We start from the raw sequence: 19,744 nt of genomic DNA, 5'->3' as shown, positions 1-19,744 counted from the left end.
GTGCACGGTAACACGAAGGAGATCGGCATTACAGAAATCGAGGCTAAACCCTTCCTTTTTTGGGAGAGCTTGGCTATACTCTTGGTCTCGCGTGCGGCTGTAGCTCAGATGGATAGAGTACTTGGCTACGAACCAAGGGGTCGTGGGTTCGAATCCTGCCAGCCGCACCACTTCTTTAAAGCGTTTTGTTGCGTTTTGTCGTTTCGTTTCAAGCAAGCGTTTCCAGTATTCGTTTTTTGTATTACCCTGCTTTGTGCGCGGCTGTAGCTCAGATGGATAGAGTACTTGGCTACGAACCAAGGGGTCGTGGGTTCGAATCCTGCCAGCCGCACCAGTTTTAGAAGGGCCTTCCTCGCGGAAGGCCCTTTTTGTTTGTGCGGGTGAAAGCCGCGCACGCGTCTTTGCTGAAAAGTACGCTGGGCGGCTCCGCCCAAGCTTCAGACGCGCAACAGGCGGGATTTACTGCCGCGCAGTCGACCCAATATCGCCGATACGTCCGTCCGGCAACGGTGCATCTTCAATCGTCGCCGTAGCGCTCTGCTCGCCCCACGGTTCAGCCCGCTCTCCCAGCAGCATTTGCGAACGATGCGGGAATTCATCGTCCACCGTGTCTCCGAACGCATGCAGTAAAAAAGCGCGCAGCAAGGCGATACGCAGCGACGGCCCGCGCCCCTCCACTTCCGCTCCGGCCTTGCCGAATATCGCCGTGCAGACGACTTCACCGCGCCCGTGGTCGTTCATCTCCAGCCGGCACGCGCGCTCGAGCACAACGGATGCGGCTTCCCACGACGTCGATGGCAGGAAGCGCCCATCCCATGCCCGTCCACGGTCATTGCCGCGGATGGAGAGCGTCTGACCGCCATCGGTGAAATGAATTTCGCGGATGAACTCATGCAGCCCGCGTGCGACCCAATAGTCGAGCTCGGCGCCTTCCAGTTCTGATGTTTTCATAAGTGCCCCTGTGTACGCAGAATGGGTACAGGCACGCAGGTCGCGTTCCAGCGGTGGCGGTTGAGTCTCAGGCTCCGCCGGCCGCTGCGCTAAAGGGCGAACGCCAGGCGTTAATAATCGCCGCGTTCTCGATCGATCCGCATGCCGCCTTCGGTATTGCGATGATGCGGCTCGTCACTCGGACGCTCACGCGCGATACGCATCACGTCCGGGTTCGTGCGCACGCGCCGCATGACGTTCGCCAGGTGCACCCGATCACTGACCTGAATCACGAAACGCAGGACGGTGGATTCCTGCGTCACGTCCTCGTCCATGGCGATGTGGACAATGTTGGCATCGGCGGACGTGATATCAGCCGCTACACGGGCGAACACGCCCTTCGACGTGCTGACGAGCACCTTGATGGATACATCGAACAGACGGCCCGGCTGCGGCGCCCAGGCTACGTCGATCCATCGGCCGGGATCACGTTTGTGAATCCGCTGGGCCACCCGGCATTCGGTGGTATGGATCGCCATACCCAGCCCAATGCCGATATAACCCATGATGTCGTCGCCAGGAATCGGGCGGCAGCAGGCGGACAACTGCACCGACATCCCTTCGGTGCCAGTGATCACGACCGGCGGCGCGGTATTCGTGGTGAAGCTTTCGCGCGGGGAATCGTCGTCATCGCGACCGTTCATCAGCACTTCAATACGCTTCGCCATCACGGCGGCCACGCGCCGGCCGAGGCCGATGTCCGCGAAAATTTCCTGACGGCTCTTGTTGCCGGTCCATTGCGCCAGCCTTTCCCAGACCTCGGGCGTCACTTCCGACAACGCCAGCCCATAACCCTTGAGGCTTTGATCGACAAGCCGTTCGCCCAATTGCACCGACTCGTTCAGCCGCATGGTCTTGAGATAGTGGCGAATGGCCGAACGCGCCTTGCCGGTACGCACGAAGCCGAGCCACGCGGGATTCGGCTTCGAGTAAGGCGCTGTGATCACTTCCACGATATCGCCGCTCTTCAACTCGGTGCGCAGCGGCAGCAACTCGTTGTTGATCTTCACCGCGACGCATTGATTGCCCAGGTCGCTGTGAATGGAATACGCGAAGTCCAAAGCCGTCGCGCCGCGCGGCAGCGGCATGATCTTCGACTTGGGCGTGAACACGTAAACGGCATCGGGGAACAGATCGATCTTGACGTGCTCGAGGAATTCGCTTGAATCGCCGGCTTCGCTTTGAATGTCGAGCAACGATTTCAGCCACTGGTGCGCGCGCTTTTGCACATCGTTTAGATCAGCGCCGCCATTCTTGTAAAGCCAATGCGCGGCCACGCCCGCTTCGGCGATTTCGTGCATCTTGCGCGTGCGGATCTGGAACTCGATCGGCGCACCAAACGGCCCCACCAGCGTGGTGTGCAACGACTGATAGCCGTTCACCTTCGGAATGGCAATGTAGTCCTTGAACTTGCCCGGCACCGGTTTGTAGAGGGCGTGCAGCGCGCCAATGCACGTATAACATTCGAGCGCGGTATCCACGACCACGCGAAAACCGTAGACGTCGAGCACTTGCGAGAACGACAACTGCTTGTCGCGCATCTTCTTGTAAATGCTGAAGATGGTTTTCTCGCGGCCGGTCACGTCAGCCTTGATTTTCGCGTCCGCAATCGTGCGCTGGACCGCTTCAAGGATCTTGCCCACCACTTCACGCCGGTTGCCGCGAGCGGCCTTCACGGCGCGTTCGAGCGTGGCATAGCGATGGGGATTGAAGTTCGCGAAGCTCAGGTCCTGGAGCTCGCGATACGTGTTATTCAATCCAAGCCGATGCGCGATAGGCGCGTAGATGTCGATGGTTTCGCGCGCCACGCGACGCCGCTTTTCCGGTGGCACCGCACCCAGCGTGCGCATGTTGTGCAGCCGGTCGGCCAGCTTGACGAGAATCACGCGTACGTCGCGCGCCATGGCGAGCAGCATCTTGCGGAAGTTTTCCGCCTGCGCTTCCTCGCGATTGCGGAACTCCATCTTGTCGAGTTTCGACAAGCCATCCACAAGTTCTGCGACCTTCGGCCCGAAACGTTCCGCAATCTCGGTCTTCGTCACGCCCTGATCTTCGATCACGTCGTGCAGCAACGCCGCCATGATCGACTGATCGTCGAGTTTCCAGCTGGCGCAGATTTCCGCGACTGCCACCGGATGCGTGATGTACGGCTCGCCACTCTGACGATACTGCCCGAGATGGGCTTCATCGCTGAAATGGAAAGCCAGCTTGACCTGCTTGATTTCTTCCGGCGAAAGGTACGCGGCCAGCTCAGTGGTCAGTTTCGCAATGGAAACGACATCGTGGCGGCGCGGCTTTTCCGGTGTGGCAGTCGGCCCGAACAGATGGCGAAACGATTGTTCGAGGACTGCGTCGATGTACTTGCGCGCCGCCGAGGGCGAGTCGGGGTCATGAGCGGTGTCATGATCGTGCGCGTGGGTTCCAGAATGAGACCCAGAGTGCTCTGTACTGAGGATGTCGTTATGCGGGTCCACAGAGACGGACGATGGAACAGGATTCATGGTCGCCTCCGTGGTTGGCTGACGCGGTTAGTGACAATGCGCGCAGACGTCCGGGCCGCAAATCAGACCGGCACCTTCTTCAACATCTCGACGCCGACCTGGCCGGCCGCGATTTCGCGCAGCGCAACAACAGTCGGTTTATCGCGGCTTTCGATCTTCGGCGTATGGCCTTGAGCGAGCTGACGCGCGCGATACGTTGCTGCGAGCGCGAGCTCGAAGCGATTGGGGATCATTTTCAGACAGTCTTCGACGGTGATGCGGGCCATGGTTGATTCCTTCTCGATATGTTCTTCATTCTACCTTATGTGACCGGAAAGCCCCGTTCACTCGGCGTGCGGCGAGTGTATGCCTAACTCGACAAACAACTGCGTATGACGGGCGTACTGTGAACCGAAACGCAGCCGTGTGGCTGCAACGAGACACTGCAACTCGCCAAGCGCGCGCTCGAAGTTCTCGTTGATCAGCACGTATTCCGCTTCCGGCGCATGCGCCATCTCGCTGCCTGCTGCCAGCAAACGGCGAACGATCACGTTCGGCGCGTCCTGGCCGCGCTTCTTCAGGCGCTCTTCCAGCGCATCCAGCGACGGCGGCAGGATAAAGATTTCCACCGCGTTGCGAAAGCGTTTCTTGACCTGTTGCGCGCCTTGCCAGTCGATTTCAAGCAGCACGTCGTGGCCGCTTTTCATCTGCGCTTCAATCCACACGCGCGAGGTTGCGTAGTAGTTGCCGTGCACTTCCGCGCTTTCGAGGAACTCGCCGGCGGCGTGTCGCGCCATGAAGTCATCGACGGAAGCGAAATGGTATTGAACGCCATTTTCTTCACCCGGGCGCGGTTCGCGCGTGGTGTACGACACGGACAGGCGGATCGCTTGATCCTGTGCGAGCAGCGCGTTGACCAGCGTCGACTTGCCCGCGCCCGATGGCGCGACAACCATGAACAGGTTGCCCGGATAAACCCCGGCGTAGGTGTTGCGTTGTTGTGCGTCGTTCATGGCAGCGTTACTCCAGGTTTTGCACTTGCTCGCGCATCTGTTCGATGAGCAATTTGAGCGTCATCGACGAATCCGCCAGTTCTTTCGCAGCCGCTTTCGACCCGAGCGTGTTCGCTTCGCGATTCAGTTCTTGCATCATGAAGTCGAGCCGCTTGCCCACTTTCCCGCCCTTTTGCAGCACATGGCGGGTTTCCGCCAGATGCGCGGAGAGACGCTGCAATTCCTCGGTGATGTCGATACGGATGCCGTACATGGTCACTTCCTGGCGAATCCGTTCCGCGATTTCCTCGCGCGGGATGCTGGTTTGCGTGCCTTCCGGCGACGCAATGCCCAGCGCATCCTGCAAACGCTCGACAATTTTCTGCTGATGCTTCGTGATCAGTTCCGGCACGAGCGGCGTGACCTTTGCCACGATAGCTTCCATTTCCGTCACGTTCGCGATCAGCACGGCGGCAAGCGCGGCGCCTTCACGGGCGCGGACATCGATAAGTTCGGTGATCGCCTGCTTGCCGCATGCCAGGACCGCGTCGCGCAGCGTTTCCGCCGATACCCCGCTCTCCGACAAAATGCCAGGCCAGCGCAGGATTTCACCCGTGCGCATGCGTTCGGCATCGGGGAAAATATCCAGCACCGAGCGCTCGAGCGCGGCGAGTTGCGACAGCGCATCGCGATTGAGCACGCCTGCAATCGTGGTCTGCTCTGCGCGATTCAGGTTGATGCGGATGTCGACCTTGCCGCGCGACAGCTTGTTCATCAGCATTTCGCGCAATTGCGGCTCGCACACGCGCACGTCTTCGGGCATGCGGAAATTCATATCGAGGAAGCGCGAATTCACCGTGCGCAATTCCACCGATACGCCCACGCCCGAGCCATTGGCGCCCGCACCGTCCGACGCTACTTCGCGCGTTGCGCTGGCGTAGCCTGTCATGCTGTAGATCATTGTCGCGTCCGTGATTGAAGGCCGTGGCGCTTTTTGCTGTTCGCTTTGCTGCTTGCGCGGCACGGCCAGTTCGCTTCGAAACGCCCGGCGTGAAGCTGCGCGAGATGGCAGGCAATGTTGGCCGGGCGAGGAAGCTGGCATTATCCCATTTTTGCCGATCCCGCCCGTGGAAACGCAATGCCGCCATGCGGCGCGCACGGATGAACACCGGGTGAACCCGGAAAGCCGCGCCGGACGCTCACTCCGATTGCGGATAAAATTCGTACCTTGGCGCGATTTTTACGCTTTTTTTACCGTGCGCCCAAGCTCCTTTTCACTGCGTTTCCTTCACTTTGCCGCCTCCATGACCGACTCCACGCTGAACCCGTCCGCCCCGTTCAACCGCCCGAGCGCACGTCGCGCGGACCAATTGCGCGACGTGCGCATCACGCGGCACTACACGAAGCATGCGGAAGGGTCGGTTCTCGTCGAATTCGGCGATACCAAAGTGATCTGCACCGCGAGCATTTCCGAGCGCGTGCCCGAATTCCTGCGCGGACGCGATCAAGGCTGGCTCACGGCCGAATACGGCATGCTGCCCCGTGCCACCAACACGCGTAACGACCGTGAAGCCGCGCGCGGCAAGCAAACCGGCCGCACGCAGGAGATCCAGCGCCTGATCGGGCGCGCGCTGCGTTCCGTGTTCGATCTGAACAAGCTGGGCGCGCGCACGCTGCACATCGATTGCGACGTGATCCAGGCCGACGGCGGTACGCGCACGGCAAGCATTACCGGCGCGTTTGTCGCAGCCCACGATGCGGTAACCAAGCTGCTGGCCGCCGGCAGACTCGCGGAATCACCGATCAATCAATTTGTCGCGGCGATCTCGGTCGGCGTGTACAACGGCCAGCCGGTGCTCGATCTCGATTATGACGAAGACTCGCAGTGCGACACCGACATGAACGTCGTGATGACCGGCGCCGGTGGTTTTGTCGAAGTACAGGGAACGGCAGAAGGCGTACCGTTCACGCGCGCCGAGATGACCGCGCTGATGGATCTGGCGCAGAGCGGTATCGAAACGTTGATCGCGAAGCAGAAGATCGCGCTGGAGTTGCTCAGTGTCTGATTCCGATACCGCTAGCGCCTTGGGACGCGTCGTACTCGCGTCGAACAACCCCGGCAAATTGCGCGAGTTCGCAGCCCTGCTGAGCACGGCCGGCATCGATCTCGTGACGCAGGGTGAACTGGGCGTGTCCGAGGCCGAGGAACCGCATGTGACCTTCGTCGAGAATGCGTTGGCGAAGGCGCGGCATGCATCGGCGGCGACGGGATTGCCTGCCCTTGCCGACGACTCCGGCCTCTGCGTGCATGCGTTGCGCGGTGCGCCGGGCGTGTATTCGGCGCGTTATGCTCAATTGCTCAACGGCGGCGAGAAAAGCGATGCCGCGAACAATGCGCGGCTCGTGAAGGATCTCGCTAGCGAATCGGATCGACGTGCGTATTTCTTCTCCGTCCTCGTGCTGGTGCGCCATGCCGACGATCCGGAACCGCTAATTGCGGAAGGCCGCTGGCACGGCGAAGTCATCGATACCCCGCGCGGGGCGAACGGCTTTGGTTATGACGCACATTTCCTGGTGCCGTCGCTGGGACAAACCGCCGCCGAACTCGATCCCGCTGTGAAAAACGCCAACAGTCATCGGGCGATTGCGCTTCGGCATCTGCTGGCGCGGTTGAAGGAAATATCGTAATGGCCAGCTCGAGCGGTCCTCAGACGATCAACGTGGTCAAGGCGTTCACGTCGCCGGGCAGTATCCGGCTGACGTCGTTGCCGCCCTTGTCGCTGTACGTGCATTTCCCGTGGTGCGTGCGCAAATGCCCGTATTGCGATTTCAACTCCCACGAGTGGAAGGGCGAGACGTTTCCCGAGGAACGTTATCTCGATGCATTGCGCGCCGATCTCGAGCGCGCGTTGCCGATGGTCTGGGGCCGGCAGGTCCACACCATTTTCATTGGCGGCGGGACGCCCAGCTTGCTGTCGGCGAAAGGACTGGACCGCCTGCTCTCCGACGCCCGCGCACTGCTACCGCTCGACGCCGACGCGGAAATCACGCTCGAAGCCAATCCCGGCACGTTCGAAGCCGCGAAGTTCACGCAGTTCCGGGCGAGCGGCGTGAACCGGTTATCGATCGGTATTCAAAGTTTCAACGAGCAGCATCTGAAAGCGCTCGGCCGGATTCACGATGCAACGCAAGCGCGTCAGGCAGTGGAAATAGCGGCCAGGAACTTTGATAACTTCAATCTCGACCTGATGTTCGCGCTGCCCAAGCAAACGCTGGATGAATGCCGGGCGGATATCGAAACTGCTATCAGTTTCGCGCCGCCGCATTTGTCGCTGTATCACCTGACGCTTGAACCGAACACGATGTTCGCGAAGTACCCGCCGCCCGTTCCCGATGACGACGCTTCCGCCGACATGCAGGACTGGATTCACGAGCGCACGGCTTCGGCCGGTTATGAACGCTACGAGGTGTCGGCCTATGCGAAGCCGCACAGGAAGAGCCAGCACAACCTGAACTACTGGCGCTTTGGCGACTATCTCGGCATTGGTGCCGGTGCGCATACCAAGCTGTCGTTTCCGCAGAAAATCGTGCGCCAGGTGCGTTATAAACATCCTGGAACGTACATGGATGAAGCGCTTAGCGGCGCGGCTATACAAGAAGAGAACGAGGTCGGGCCGCGCGACTTGCCCTTCGAATTCATGCTCAACACGTTGCGACTCGTAGAAGGGTTTCCGGTGCATTCGTTCAACGAACGAACCGGGCTCGCGATGTCTGCAATCGAATCGGGGCTGGTGGAAGCGGAGCGTCGTGGCTTGATCACGCGCGATATTGAACGCATTGCGCCAACGCAGCGCGGACAGGATTTTCTCAACGACCTGCAGGCGCTCTTTCTCAGGGACACGCCGTCGATAACGATCAAGGAAGACCGTTAAATTGAATGCGCCCGCCCCTGCTCTGACCGCCGGCTCCGTGATGCGGCACCGGCCCTTTGCGCTGTTCTGGAGCGCGCGGGTGATGTCATCGGTTGCGTTTCAGATGATGTCCGTGGCAATCGGCTGGCAGATCTACTCGATCACACACAGCGCGTTCGCACTCGGACTCGTCGGCCTCTCGCAGTTCCTGCCAATGTTCATGCTCACGCTGGTGGTCGGCCATGTCGCCGACCGCTACGATCGGCGCACGATCGCGTTCGTCTGTCAGGCAATTCAGGGCGTGGCCGCGTTGACGCTGTGCGTTGCGACGTGGCGCGGAATGACCAGCCAGGGGCTGATCTATTTGATCGCAGCTGTTGCCGGGTCGGCGCGAGCGTTCGAGTCGCCTTCGATGGCCGCACTCTTGCCCAACCTGATTCCGCGCGCCCAGTTGCAGTACGCGACCGCGTGGTCGACGTCGGCGAACCAGACAGCACAGATCCTCGGACCGGCAATGGGTGGTCTGCTCTATGGACTCGGAGCGCTTACGGTTTATGGCGCGGTAGCGGTGGCGTTCATTGGGGCGGCGGTGTCTTTGTCATCGATAAAAATCGAACAAGTGGTACGCATGCGCACACCGCTGACGTTCGAGTCGCTCTTCTCCGGCATCGCCTTCATTCGACGCAAGCCTGTGATTTTGGGGGCGTTATCGCTGGATCTGTTCGCGGTGTTGCTAGGCGGCGCGACGGCGTTGCTACCCGTTTTCGCCCGCGATATCTTGCACGCCGGCCCGTGGGCGCTTGGCGTATTGCGCGCGGCGCCTGCCGTTGGCGCGCTGGCCGGATCGATTTATCTCGCGCATTTCCCGTTGCGGCAGCGCGCCGGGACAGCGATGTTCGGCGGCGTGATCGCATTTGGCATTGCTACGATTGTGTTCGGGTTATCGCGGAATCTGTATGTCTCGCTGATCGCGCTGGCCGCGCTCGGTGCCTCCGATGTGATCAGCGTCGTCGTGCGTATGTCGCTCGTTCAGCTTCAAACACCCGACGATATGCGAGGACGCGTGGGCGCCATCAATTCGCTGTTTATCGGGACATCGAATCAGCTGGGCGAGTTCGAGTCCGGGATGACGGCGGGACTGTTCGGCGCGGTGCCGGCGGTGTTGATCGGCGGCGTAGGAACGATCGCCGTTGCGTTGTTATGGATGCGATTGTTTCCCGGTTTGCGAGCGACGAGGTCACTGGAAGGGTAAGGCGGTTTTGCTTGATGGACGCCCGCGAAAGTTGCGCTACAATACGCGCCTTGCCGGAAAGGTGCGACGCAGTTTGAACGCACTTTTCTCGTAGTTGCTGTGTGTGAAAATTTTTGAAACGTGGAAGCGTGGCCGAGCGGTTTAAGGCACTAGTCTTGAAAACTAGCGACGGGGTGACTCGTCCGTGAGTTCGAATCTCACCGCTTCCGCCAAAAACCAGCATTTCAGCTTGTGTGCAACCCTTCGCTTCAAACTCCCCTCCGCCATACCACGCACGTCACACCGCCAGTTCATCCGGCGAATGAGTCTTGAGCCAATCGGCCAGCGCGGCGTTCAGGCGCGATTGCCAACGCGGTCCTGTCGAGCGAAACGCTTCGAGTACTTCGTTGTCGAGGCGGACTGTCGTCGGTGTCTTTGTGCTGCCGAGCGGCCTTCCCCTCCGCACGACCTTTTCACCATCGCGCAGCTCCGCGCTGGCGATCCAATCATCGGTAATTTCGGGCGCATCGTCGGGATCAACCCAGGTGCTCGGCGAGCTTTTTAGTTTCGCGGTCATTTGCTTTCCTCATGCTTATGATGCGGCGATCCGCGCCGCGGGGCGTCCAGACCAACACGACAATCCGGCCATGCAACCAACCCGCAGTCGTGAATCGTTGTTCCCCATAATCGAAGCGCAAGTCTGGTTGCGTCAGCGTCATGCCCGCAAAAACCTCGGGAGCAAGCTCAAAATCCAGTCCGCGCTCAACGAAGGTTTTATCGCGCTTCACCCTGTCGTAAAGAATTCTCATGCAATTATTGTACTAACTTTAATCCAAAAGCAATGTAATTTTTTGTTAGTACAAAAAACAACTGCATCGCGATAAAAAACCCGCATCGTCTCCGATGCGGGTTTTTACCTTGCGGGACGCGCCTACTCAGTCTCACCCCACATCCGGCTCGCCCTCTCCTGGCTTCTTTCCGGGTTTATCGCTTGGGGCCTGCTTACGGTCGTCGTCGTCGCGCTCGGGCATCTTGCTTGCCTCGTTATCGCTGTGTTCGGCGGGCTTCGGTGTTTTCACATCGGTGGAATCGTTGCTCATGGTCTTCTCCTTGCGCATCAAAATGCAGTGGACTTGCAAAATGGGCAGCAAGTCCCGGACCAGCCGCGTATTGTTAAGTATGAGTACAACGAATTCGCGGAGCCTCGCTTGCCATGACCTCCAGCCTGAAAATCGCGCGTATCGCGCTTGCCACAGCAATAGCGGCAACCATCGCCGCTTGCACGATCACCCCGCCCCCTAGCGCGCTCGAGTCAAAACCGGCCGCTGCCGTAAGCGGCGCGACACTCGATCAGTACAAGGTGCGCGTTGCGCAACACATCTTCGATCACAATCCTTCGCTGGTGCTCAAAGGCACGCCGCAAGCGATGCTGCGCTCGCTCGTCGTAGTCGCGTTTACCGTGGACCGCAACGGTCGCGTGCTCCGATCATCGGTCTACCGGACCAATGGCGACGACGAAGCCGAAGCGACCGCGCTCGCGTCGCTGCGACGTGCGTCACCATTGCCGACGCCACCAACCCGCCTGCTCGATGGCAACGGCCAGCTCGATTTGTTCGAAGATTGGCTCTTCAACGACAACGGCAAGTTCCAGCTACGCAGCGTCCATTCACCGCAGGCGACAACCATCGACTGAGCGAAACAAGTGGAACTATTGGCCCGTTCATCAATACGGTTTCCTTGCCCGCCACGGCGCACGATCGTTATAATTTTCGATACCCCGCGCCGGCCATGCCGGCAAAGCCGTCGCCTTCGCCCATCCAGCGCTTGAGCCGGCGCCTGACCGGTCGACTCCGCGACACACCACGCGCAGTTCCACACCGTTCGGTTTCACCGCCGTACGCCGCCTCGCTGCGCATTCAATACAAAGTGTCCCGACGCGCGCTCCCATTCCCGGACGCGATACGAAGGGCGAACCGGAGACGCCATGTCATCAGCCTCACCATCGGGCTCCTTACCCGCATCGCCCGCAAGCGACGCGAAGATGAGCACTTCCCGCGTGATCTTCGCGAGTTTTATCGGCACGGCAATCGAGTTCTACGATTTCTATGTCTACGCGACCGCCGCTGCGCTGGTTATCGGCCCGGTCTTTTTCCCGCATAGCTCGCCCGCGGCGCAAGCGTTGTCGGCGTTCGTCACGTTTGGCATCGCGTTTATCGCGCGGCCGATCGGCTCGTTCATCTTCGGCCATTTCGGTGACCGCATCGGGCGAAAATCGACACTTGTCGCCTCGCTGCTCGTGATGGGCGTGTCGACCACCCTGATCGGCTTTGTTCCAGGCTACGCGTCCATCGGCAGCCTGGCGCCGGTGCTGCTGTGCATCCTGCGCTTCGGCCAGGGCATCGGGCTCGGCGGCGAATGGGGTGGTGCCGCGCTGCTCGCCACCGAATACGCGCCGCAAAACAAGCGCGGCTGGTTCGGCATGTTCCCGCAACTTGGGCCATCGGTGGGTTTCCTGGCATCGAATGGACTGTTCTTCGGGTTGGCGCTCTCGCTCACCGATGAACAATTCCGTAGCTGGGGCTGGCGCGTGCCGTTTCTCGTCAGCGCCGTACTGGTGGCGCTCGGACTTTATGTGCGCCTGAAAATCGCGGAAACGCCGGCGTTTCGTGAGGCTATCGAGAAAAAAGAACGCGTGCGCGTGCCTATCGCGACGTTGTTCGGCCAATACCTGAAACCGACGCTGCTCGGCGCGATCGCGATGATCGTCTGCTACACGCTCTTCTACATCTCGACGGTTTTTTCGCTCTCGTACGGCGTCTCGACGCTGCATTTCACGCGCGAAAAATTCCTTGGCCTGCTGTGTTTCGCGGTGATTTTCATGGCTATCGCGACGCCGATTTCCGCATTAGCCAGCGATAAATTCGGCCGCCGGCCGGTGCTGATCGTGGGTTGTATCGCGGCTATCCTGTCGGGTTTCACCATGGCCCCGCTGCTCGGCAGCGGCAACACCTACGCGGTCGCGCTGTTTCTCACCATCGAACTGTTCCTGATGGGCGTCACTTTTGCACCGATGGGCGCGCTGCTTCCCGAGTTGTTCCCGACCAACGTCCGCTATACCGGTGCGGGCGTCGCGTATAACGTGGGCGGCATTCTGGGGGCGTCGGTAGCGCCGTACATCGCGCAATTGCTGGCGAATCGCGGCGGTTTGGCGTGGGTTGGCGGGTATGTATCGGTCGCGGCGGCAATCAGCCTGATCGGCGTGCTGTGCATGCGGGAAACGCGCGATATCAAGCTTTCATAGCACTCAACGCGTGCCGGCGGCGCTTTGTAAAGCTCGCCGGCACGCGTTATTCAAACTCTCGTCATCTGTCGCGCCGGTTGACGACATGCGCTGGAACCGTCGGTCCCTTCGGCAACCGCGCCCGCTGTGCCTCCTTGCGATCGCGCCAGAACGCCGCGAGCCAGATCAGGCTGCCAATCGCGATGACGTCGCCGCCCAGCCCTGCCATCCACTGATATTGCCCGAGCGACACGACCCGCAAGGCGGTATCGATAACGAGCGACATGCACGCGCCCGCAATAAAACACACCAGCCCCTGCTTGCCGATGTTGACCACGCTCGGCAGGCGCTTCGCCACCGCTTTTATCCATCCGGCGTGCACCGCCTGAGCGAACAGCCACGCGATCACGACAAAACTCACAATGCGCAGGCTCGCCAGGTTCTGCTTCATATACCCGGGCGGCGCTTGCGTCTCCAGGAACAGCTTCGCGAACGCGAACGTCAGGAACACGACAACGGCAGCACGGGTCAACCAGCGAGCGGTTTTCGAATCGTGGAATTCGGCGGGAATCGGCTGCACGCGAGCCAGGATGCCGAGCGCGAACATCAGTTGCCACGCGAACGGGTTAAACGACCACCCTTCCGCGTAAGCAGACGGCAACCATTGCGCGAGCGACGATGCGAACAGCCATACGCCAAGACTGCCGAACAGCACCACCACCGGCTTACGTTCAGCCAACGGCACCACGAACGGCACGGCGAGCGCGAACATGGCGTACATAGGCAATACCGCCGATAGATACGGCTGATGCCGCAACGTCGCGACATCGAACGTAAGCCCCAGCGGCCGCGCCAGGAACGTCGGCCATTCGGTGATCTGCAGCATCGGGGTGTCGATGCGCAGCCACATGAGCAGCGCCCCGCCGAGCAGCATCATCACGGCAGTGAACAGGTACGCGCGATAAATCTCCCAACTGCGCTTCAGGAAGCGCAGGCGCGCGGCTCCGTGACTTCGATTCGCTGCCAGCGTTGTGTAAGCGGCGGCCGATGCATATCCCCCCAGGAACACGAAAACCTCTGCGGAATCGCAGAACGCGTAACTATGGAGTGTAAATCTGGATAAAACGCTTCCCGAAATATGATCGACGGCAATCACCAGCAGCACGAGTCCCCGGAAGAAATCCACTTCGAGAGAACGGCGGTTCGGCGAATTCATAAATGCAACTCCGTGGATGAAGTTTGCCCTTCACGGGAAAACACCAATTCGGGTTAGTACGGACTGCGCCCGGAAAATTCCCATCAGATCATTAGATAAATACGCCGATCCCAGACTTGTTTATTTTTATGCAACTTGCGTACCGGCACGTGCTGGCTATACTCGACAAACACTCAACAAAGACCGAACAATCGTGAGGCCAGCGTCATGCGCATTCATCTTCAAAGTGCTGATGTTGTTGCGATCATCGCCCTAGCGCTTTTCACCGCACTCATGCTGGCCGTGCGTTTCCGGACGACGAGCTGGCGCGGGATCGTACTGCAGGCATTGATTGCAAATGCCGGCGCCATTGCCGCCGTAGTCGCTTTCGAAGTAATGACAACCTGATCTTCAGTAAGCGCTTCACGTCCCGCCTAATACAGTAATCGATAAAACTTTCAATCTCCCTGGGCCATCGTTGAAACGTTTGCGTGTCATTCAAATACCTGAATAAAATATTACTTACTTATTACGTTTTTCTCTCCACTCTCGCCACCCCGACGAGAGTGTTTTTGGGGCGCTGGCTCATAGCCGCGCCCCGTTTTCTTTTCAAAGCGCGTTATCCGGCAGCCATCGGCTTGATTATTGCGACGGATCGGTATAATCAACGCTTTGCCGACAGCCGGTCGCATGGCTCACTGCACATGATTCGAGCGTTACGCTCTCTTCCCCGCTTTACTCTTCGACGCGCGCGCAACCTCTGGTACCGCTACGGCATTTTCTGGGTTGGTGCGATCGCGGTCGGGCTGGTTGCCGTGTTGTACGCTAGGCTCATCGACTGGGGCTATAACGCGTTTCGCGCGGTTCAGCACGACCATGTGTGGTTGCCGCTGATCCTGACGCCGGCGGTGGCCGCGTTATCCGTCTGGCTCACGCGAAAATTCTTTCGCGGCTCGGAAGGCAGCGGCATTCCGCAGGTTATCGCCGTGTTGCACAGTCCGCCGGGACTGGGGACGCGGCTGTTGTCGCCAGCCATCCTGATCGCCAAGATGGGAATCTCGTTTATCGCCATCCTCGGTGGTTTCACCATCGGCCGCGAAGGTCCGACTGTCCAGGTCGGCGCAGCGCTGATGTACAACCTGCGACGACTGTTTCCCCGCTCAAACGCCCGCATTGAACGGCAACTCGTGCTCGCCGGCGCGGCGGCGGGTTTATCCGCGGCGTTCAACACGCCGCTTGCGGGCATTGTGTTCGCGATCGAAGAACTGACGCGCAGCTTCGAAGCGCGTACGAGCGGTGTGCTGATCACGGGCATCATTCTCGCGGGTATCGTCGCGCTCGGCCTGAACGGCAATTACACCTATTTCGGCACCATCGAAGTCGACTCGCATTTCCCGAGCTTGCTGGCGGTCGCGGTGGTGATCACGGCTATCGTGACGGGCATTGCCGGCGGCGCGTTTTGCTGGTTGCTGCTCAATACCTCCAAGTGGATTCCGGCACGTCTGCGCGAGATGCACGGGACGCGCCCGGTCGTGTTCGCCACGCTCTGCGGGCTGATCATCGCCGTGGTGGGGCTCGTGTCGGGCGGTACGACCTTCGGCAGTGGTTACGCCGAGGCGCGTGGCCTGCTGGAAGGCCACGAGCAGCTATCGCCGCTGTATCCGCTGCTCAAGATGGTCTCAATGATCGGCTCGTACCTGCCCGGCATTCCTGGCGGGATCTTCGCGCCGTCGCTATCGATTGGCGCCGGCTTCGGCAACGTGCTCCATATGGTCTTCAGCCACATGCAGTTGTCGATGCTAATTGCGCTCGGCATGGTGGGTTATCTGGCGGCCGTCACGCAGTCGCCGATCATGTCGTTCGTGATCGTGATGGAAATGATCAACGGTCATGCGCTGGTGATTTCGCTGATGGCAACAGCGCTGATTGCGAGCCGGGTGTCGCGCCTCTTCGCGCCGCCGCTTTACGAAGCCTTGGCTGAGCGCTACATGACCCCATTGCCCTTGCCCGTGCCACGGGCATCGCCGGAACTGCCCGAGACGCCTGTCGAGGACGAAGAACCGGTGACCAAATAAAGCTTGGGCAAACTTAATAAACGTAGACGCGTGGCACCGGATGATAAGCATACGGATGCGCCGGCACGACAATACAGCCACCCAGCATGGTTGCGAGCAAGCCGATAATCAACAGTTTGGTTTTCATGTGGAACTCCGGAAGCGGGTTTATTGGATCAGATTCGGGCGGCGCTTAACGGGCCGCCCGTGAGGCTGGCAAGGCTGGCCTGTCAGGCGTCACGCCCAGTGTCCAGGCATCCAGCGCCATGCGCCGCCGCGGGCGAGCCAGTGCCCCGGCACCCAGTGATATCCCACGCGTTCGACTTGCCAATGCCCCGGATTCCACACGTATTGGCCGTGTTCCCAGCGCCAGTGGCCGTTGTCCCAGACATAACCCACGCGAGCTGGCGGAACGGATTCCACGCGTACCGCCGGCGGTGCATTCGGTGCCACGATAATCACTTCAGCCGACGCACTTACGGCTACTGCCGCGACGCCGGCCAGAACAATCGCCGCCTGCGCAATGAACAAACGTATTTTCATGATCGGCCTCTTGAGTTGGTCGCCTCGTATCGGCGATACACACTCAATGCGCGAGCACACGGTTTAGCCGACAGCGCCCGTGTAACGGCGATGGCTAAACTGCAACGGAATATTGATGTAAGTCGGCTATGCGACTTAGAGGTGCAAACGCACAAGCAAAAAGCCCGGAATCAAGCGATTCCGGGCTTTTTGGATGCTACGCGCCAAGGAAAATCTTCAGCGCTGGTTCAAACCGTCATCCCTCTTCAAACCGATGGAATTTCGATCTTCACTTCGAGTACTTCGAGATCGTCCTGACGTTCGAGGCTTACCCGGATATCGTCGCTCGAAATCTTCACATACTTGGAAATCACGGCAACGAGTTCTCGTTGCAACGCCGGCAGATAATCGGCGGGTGCATGTCCGCCCGCTCGCTCGTGCGCGATGATCAACTGCAAGCGTTCCTTCGCGACCGAAGCGGACTTCTTTTTCTCGCCCAGCAAAAACGAAAGAATCGACATTGCGTCCCCTTACTTGTTGCCGAAGATGCGTTGCAACAGACCTGGCTTCTGATAGTCGGTGAAGCGCAGGGACTTTTCTTCGCCGAGAAAGCGCGAAACGATGTCCTTGTATGCTTCAGCCACATCAGTGCCATCGAGGTGCACGGCCGGCAGACCCTGATTGGACGCATGCAGCACGGCTTCCGATTCAGGAATCACGCCGATCAATTCTATCCGCAGGATTTCCTGGATGTCGGTCAGCGAGAGCATCTCGCCTTCGCTCACGCGCTTCGGGTTGTAGCGCGTGATCAGCAGATGTTCCTTGATTGGCTCTTTGCCTTCAATCGCGCGCTTCGTCTTCGACGAAAGAATGCCGAGAATGCGGTCCGAGTCACGCACGGACGACACTTCCGGGTTCGTCACGATCAATGCTTCATCGGCGAAATGCATGGCCAGCAACGCACCTGATTCGATCCCCGCCGGCGAGTCGCAGACGATGTATTCGAAGTCCATCGCGATCAGGTCGTTGATGATCTTCTCTACGCCGTCTTGCGTCAGCGCGTCTTTATCGCGAGTCTGCGAGGCCGGCAGGATGAACAGGTTCTCGCACTTCTTGTCCTTGATCAGCGCCTGGTTGAGGTTCGCTTCGCCCTGGATCACGTTGATGAGGTCGTACACCACGCGGCGTTCGCAGCCCATGATGAGATCGAGATTGCGCAGGCCGACATCGAAGTCGATAACAGCCGTTTTGTGCCCGCGCAACGCGAGGGCCGATGCGAAGCTCGCGCTGGTGGTCGTCTTGCCGACGCCGCCCTTGCCCGAAGTCACCACAATGATTTTTGCCATTCCTGTACCTTGTGTTCGTCAATTAAATCCGCTCGCGTTCTGTCCGAGAGCGCGCCGTCCCCATCAGGCGCGCTTGCTTGATTCGTCTCAAGCCACTCAGGTCAGCCGCAGCGGTTCGATCATCAGTTTTTCTTCGTCGAGCCAGATCTGCACCGACTTGCCCAGGACGTCGGGGCCGAGCGGTGTTTCCATCGTCCTGTAGATTCCGGCGATAGAGATCAGTTCCGGCTCCAGACACGTGCAGAAAATACGTGCGTCAAGATTGCCGTGCACGCCCGCGAGCGCGCGGCCACGCAACGGCGCGTAGATATGGATGTTGCCTTCCGCGATCACTTCCGCGCCGTAGCTCACGAGCCCCAGCACGACGAGATCGCCTTTCGCATAAACCTGCTGCCCCGAACGCAACGGCCGGTCGATGATGGTCGTCTTCGGCACCGGCGCGCTGGGCGCTGGCGTTTGCGCCACGGCCGCTTCGATCACGGCGGCCGCCTCGGTGTTCTCAACGCCCGCGTCGACCGACGGCTTCGGCGCGCCGCGTCGGTCGCGCGCTTCAAGCAACGGCAGCGCGCCTTCGGACGCCCATGCCTGGTCCCCCGATGCCACTACGCCGATCGGGCGCATACGTACGCTGTCGAGCAACGCGGCGAGCTCGCTGATCGATATGCGCTCGTCGGCAGCCAGACGGCGCACGTCGATGGCGACAGTATCGTTCGCGAAAAACTCGGGAGTCGCTTCGAAGCGCCGCGTGAGTTCCGTTCGCAGCGCGTCGAGGTCGGTGGTCTTGACGACAAACAGAAGCGTGTCGACAGAGCCGCTGCGCAATTCGAAAAAGGGCGTTTTTTTGAGCGACATAGGTAAAGCCAAAAATTTTGCGTATTTTACAGGCGTGAGCGCAAGCAAACGGAAAATTTCAGATTGCCGCCCGAACGCGGGCAGCATGGTGTGAAAAGAGAACGAGGTAGACAAGACAGGGAACGGCGAGATCAGCCGGGACTTTGAAGCCACACTGCAGCCGCACTAAAGCCACGTGAGCCGTGGCCAATCCAGCCGCGATGAACGCTGGCGGATCAGATGCTCAGGTCATGCGCTTGCATCACGGGAATCGATCACGCGGCGCACGAGCAGCGTTTCATAGGCCTCGGGATGCGCTGGAATCCGTCGACGTTCACCGGTAGGACCAAAGCCCAGGCGCTCGTAGAACCGCATGGCGTTGCGGTTTTCGTCGGTGACCCAGGCAAAGACGTCATGCACACGCCGCTCCGCGAGCCATTGCGTGGCCGCATTCACGAGCAATTCGCCACCGCGCAGATGCCTTACCGCAGGGGCCACCCACAACGCGTAGACGAACGCGCGCGGCGCAGGCGCTTCGTCGACAAACGCACCCACCAAGCCCGCCGGATGACCTTCGGTGTACAGGATAAACGTCGCGATAGTGGGCGAATTCGCGTGGCGGTCGGCCGTTTCGTCGAAGCTTGCGACGTCGGCGGACAAGGCCTCCTCCAGCGTCTCACCGAACGCGTAAGGCGCCTCGCGCAATGAGGCCGTGCGAAGCTCGCGCAGGACTGCACCTTGATGCGCGGTGATCCTGCGAACAGTTAGTGAAGGACTCATGCGGGTGTTTTTCTCTCAAGCTTTAACAAGCTTCTTAAGCTTTCTTAAGCCGGCTTGGTCTGTTTAATAGCTTCAACCGAACAGGCTAACGAGTCAAATCATTATTGCGGTCAATGCGCGAAGTGCCCTCAT

Annotated in this window: 22 protein-coding genes and 3 tRNA genes; 11 read left to right on the top strand and 14 right to left on the bottom strand. The window is 59.8% G+C overall.

Going from position 1 to position 19,744, the window contains the following annotated elements; all coding sequences use genetic code 11:
* Positions 1-93 precede the first annotated feature (93 nt).
* Positions 94-170, top strand: a tRNA-Arg gene (locus tag FH08_RS0115295).
* Positions 171-257: 87 nt separating this feature from the next.
* Positions 258-334, top strand: a tRNA-Arg gene (locus tag FH08_RS0115290).
* A gap of 125 nt (positions 335-459) precedes the next feature.
* Here the strand turns inward: FH08_RS0115290 and FH08_RS0115285 are convergent.
* The 5 genes from FH08_RS0115285 to FH08_RS0115265 form a co-directional block, all read right to left on the bottom strand.
* On the bottom strand, positions 460-951 hold the full coding sequence (locus FH08_RS0115285) for a phage protein NinX family protein (RefSeq protein ID WP_031359153.1): 492 nt from the start codon (positions 949-951) through the stop codon (positions 460-462).
* Positions 952-1,061: 110 nt separating this feature from the next.
* Entirely contained in the window at positions 1,062-3,491 is a 2,430-nt protein-coding gene (locus tag FH08_RS0115280; protein ID WP_200878744.1) for a RelA/SpoT family protein, read from the bottom strand.
* A gap of 62 nt (positions 3,492-3,553) precedes the next feature.
* Positions 3,554-3,757 carry a DNA-directed RNA polymerase subunit omega gene (gene rpoZ, locus FH08_RS0115275; protein ID WP_031359151.1) on the bottom strand — a complete coding sequence of 68 codons (204 nt, stop codon included), beginning with the start codon at positions 3,755-3,757 and terminating at the stop codon, positions 3,554-3,556.
* A 57-nt stretch (positions 3,758-3,814) separates the two neighbouring features.
* On the bottom strand, positions 3,815-4,483 hold the full coding sequence (gmk, locus tag FH08_RS0115270; protein ID WP_031359150.1) for a guanylate kinase: 669 nt from the start codon (positions 4,481-4,483) through the stop codon (positions 3,815-3,817).
* Positions 4,484-4,490: 7 nt separating this feature from the next.
* Positions 4,491-5,423, bottom strand: coding sequence for a YicC/YloC family endoribonuclease (locus tag FH08_RS0115265; protein ID WP_031359149.1), 933 nt, complete (start codon positions 5,421-5,423; stop codon positions 4,491-4,493).
* A 358-nt stretch (positions 5,424-5,781) separates the two neighbouring features.
* Here FH08_RS0115265 and rph point away from each other — a divergent pair, with 358 nt between their 5' ends.
* The 5 genes from rph (at position 5,782) to FH08_RS0115240 (ending at position 9,837) form a co-directional block, all read left to right on the top strand.
* Positions 5,782-6,528 (top strand): ribonuclease PH, encoded by a 747-nt coding sequence (gene rph / locus FH08_RS0115260; RefSeq protein ID WP_235210376.1) that lies wholly within the window; start codon positions 5,782-5,784, stop codon positions 6,526-6,528.
* Positions 6,521-7,150 carry an RdgB/HAM1 family non-canonical purine NTP pyrophosphatase gene (gene rdgB, locus FH08_RS0115255; RefSeq protein ID WP_031359147.1) on the top strand — a complete coding sequence of 210 codons (630 nt, stop codon included), beginning with the start codon at positions 6,521-6,523 and terminating at the stop codon, positions 7,148-7,150. Before rph ends, rdgB begins: the two co-directional genes overlap by 8 nt.
* Entirely contained in the window at positions 7,150-8,394 is a 1,245-nt protein-coding gene (hemW, locus tag FH08_RS0115250) for a radical SAM family heme chaperone HemW (RefSeq protein WP_031359146.1), read from the top strand. The genes rdgB and hemW overlap by 1 nt, the downstream gene beginning before the upstream one ends.
* Before the next feature lie 40 nt (positions 8,395-8,434).
* On the top strand, positions 8,435-9,625 hold the full coding sequence (locus tag FH08_RS0115245; protein ID WP_035566312.1) for an MFS transporter: 1,191 nt from the start codon (positions 8,435-8,437) through the stop codon (positions 9,623-9,625).
* 122 nt (positions 9,626-9,747) lie between these two features.
* Positions 9,748-9,837: transfer RNA gene (locus FH08_RS0115240), tRNA-Ser, on the top strand.
* A 65-nt stretch (positions 9,838-9,902) separates the two neighbouring features.
* Here FH08_RS0115240 and FH08_RS0115235 read toward each other — a convergent pair.
* The 3 genes from FH08_RS0115235 to FH08_RS51875 all read right to left on the bottom strand — a co-directional run bounded on the left by FH08_RS0115235 (position 9,903) and on the right by FH08_RS51875 (position 10,704).
* On the bottom strand, positions 9,903-10,181 hold the full coding sequence (locus FH08_RS0115235) for a BrnA antitoxin family protein (protein ID WP_031359144.1): 279 nt from the start codon (positions 10,179-10,181) through the stop codon (positions 9,903-9,905).
* On the bottom strand, positions 10,141-10,413 hold the full coding sequence (locus tag FH08_RS0115230; RefSeq protein WP_031359143.1) for a BrnT family toxin: 273 nt from the start codon (positions 10,411-10,413) through the stop codon (positions 10,141-10,143). Before FH08_RS0115230 ends, FH08_RS0115235 begins: the two co-directional genes overlap by 41 nt.
* 132 nt (positions 10,414-10,545) lie before the next feature.
* Positions 10,546-10,704, bottom strand: coding sequence for a hypothetical protein (locus tag FH08_RS51875; protein ID WP_200878747.1), 159 nt, complete (start codon positions 10,702-10,704; stop codon positions 10,546-10,548).
* A gap of 113 nt (positions 10,705-10,817) precedes the next feature.
* On the opposite strand from FH08_RS51875, the gene FH08_RS0115220 reads away from it, so the two are divergent.
* The gene (locus FH08_RS0115220; protein ID WP_031359142.1) at positions 10,818-11,297 is read left to right on the top strand and encodes a TonB family protein; all 480 of its coding nucleotides are present in this window, start codon (positions 10,818-10,820) and stop codon (positions 11,295-11,297) included.
* A 291-nt stretch (positions 11,298-11,588) separates the two neighbouring features.
* Positions 11,589-12,905: an MFS transporter gene (locus FH08_RS0115215; RefSeq protein ID WP_031359141.1), complete on the top strand. Its 1,317-nt coding sequence runs from the start codon at positions 11,589-11,591 to the stop codon at positions 12,903-12,905.
* A gap of 61 nt (positions 12,906-12,966) precedes the next feature.
* Here FH08_RS0115215 and FH08_RS0115210 read toward each other — a convergent pair whose 3' ends face one another.
* Positions 12,967-14,100: an OpgC domain-containing protein gene (locus FH08_RS0115210; protein WP_031359140.1), complete on the bottom strand. Its 1,134-nt coding sequence runs from the start codon at positions 14,098-14,100 to the stop codon at positions 12,967-12,969.
* A 207-nt stretch (positions 14,101-14,307) separates the two neighbouring features.
* Here FH08_RS0115210 and FH08_RS0115205 point away from each other — a divergent pair, with 207 nt between their 5' ends.
* Both FH08_RS0115205 and FH08_RS0115200 read left to right on the top strand, forming a co-directional pair.
* On the top strand, positions 14,308-14,487 hold the full coding sequence (locus FH08_RS0115205) for a hypothetical protein (protein WP_031359139.1): 180 nt from the start codon (positions 14,308-14,310) through the stop codon (positions 14,485-14,487).
* 296 nt (positions 14,488-14,783) lie between these two features.
* The gene (locus FH08_RS0115200) at positions 14,784-16,154 is read left to right on the top strand and encodes a chloride channel protein (RefSeq protein WP_051888296.1); all 1,371 of its coding nucleotides are present in this window, start codon (positions 14,784-14,786) and stop codon (positions 16,152-16,154) included.
* A gap of 216 nt (positions 16,155-16,370) precedes the next feature.
* Here the strand turns inward: FH08_RS0115200 and FH08_RS0115190 are convergent, their stop codons facing one another.
* The 5 genes from FH08_RS0115190 to FH08_RS0115170 all read right to left on the bottom strand — a co-directional run bounded on the left by FH08_RS0115190 (position 16,371) and on the right by FH08_RS0115170 (position 19,612).
* Positions 16,371-16,676 (bottom strand): YXWGXW repeat-containing protein, encoded by a 306-nt coding sequence (locus tag FH08_RS0115190; protein WP_031359137.1) that lies wholly within the window; start codon positions 16,674-16,676, stop codon positions 16,371-16,373.
* Positions 16,677-16,921: 245 nt separating this feature from the next.
* Entirely contained in the window at positions 16,922-17,176 is a 255-nt protein-coding gene (gene minE / locus FH08_RS0115185) for a cell division topological specificity factor MinE (protein ID WP_031359136.1), read from the bottom strand.
* 9 nt (positions 17,177-17,185) lie between these two features.
* Positions 17,186-18,001 (bottom strand): septum site-determining protein MinD, encoded by an 816-nt coding sequence (minD, locus tag FH08_RS0115180; RefSeq protein ID WP_031359135.1) that lies wholly within the window; start codon positions 17,999-18,001, stop codon positions 17,186-17,188.
* A gap of 96 nt (positions 18,002-18,097) precedes the next feature.
* A complete protein-coding gene (gene minC / locus FH08_RS0115175) occupies positions 18,098-18,853 on the bottom strand; it encodes a septum site-determining protein MinC (RefSeq protein WP_031359134.1) in 756 nt (251 codons plus the stop codon).
* A 228-nt stretch (positions 18,854-19,081) separates the two neighbouring features.
* Positions 19,082-19,612 (bottom strand): GNAT family N-acetyltransferase, encoded by a 531-nt coding sequence (locus FH08_RS0115170; RefSeq protein WP_031359133.1) that lies wholly within the window; start codon positions 19,610-19,612, stop codon positions 19,082-19,084.
* Positions 19,613-19,744 lie beyond the last annotated feature (132 nt).

It is taken from the genome of Caballeronia sordidicola (assembly GCF_000729995.1).
GTDB classification, from domain to species: Bacteria; Pseudomonadota; Gammaproteobacteria; order Burkholderiales; family Burkholderiaceae; genus Caballeronia; species Caballeronia sordidicola_A.
This window is presented reverse-complemented; position numbering and strand designations above follow the sequence as displayed.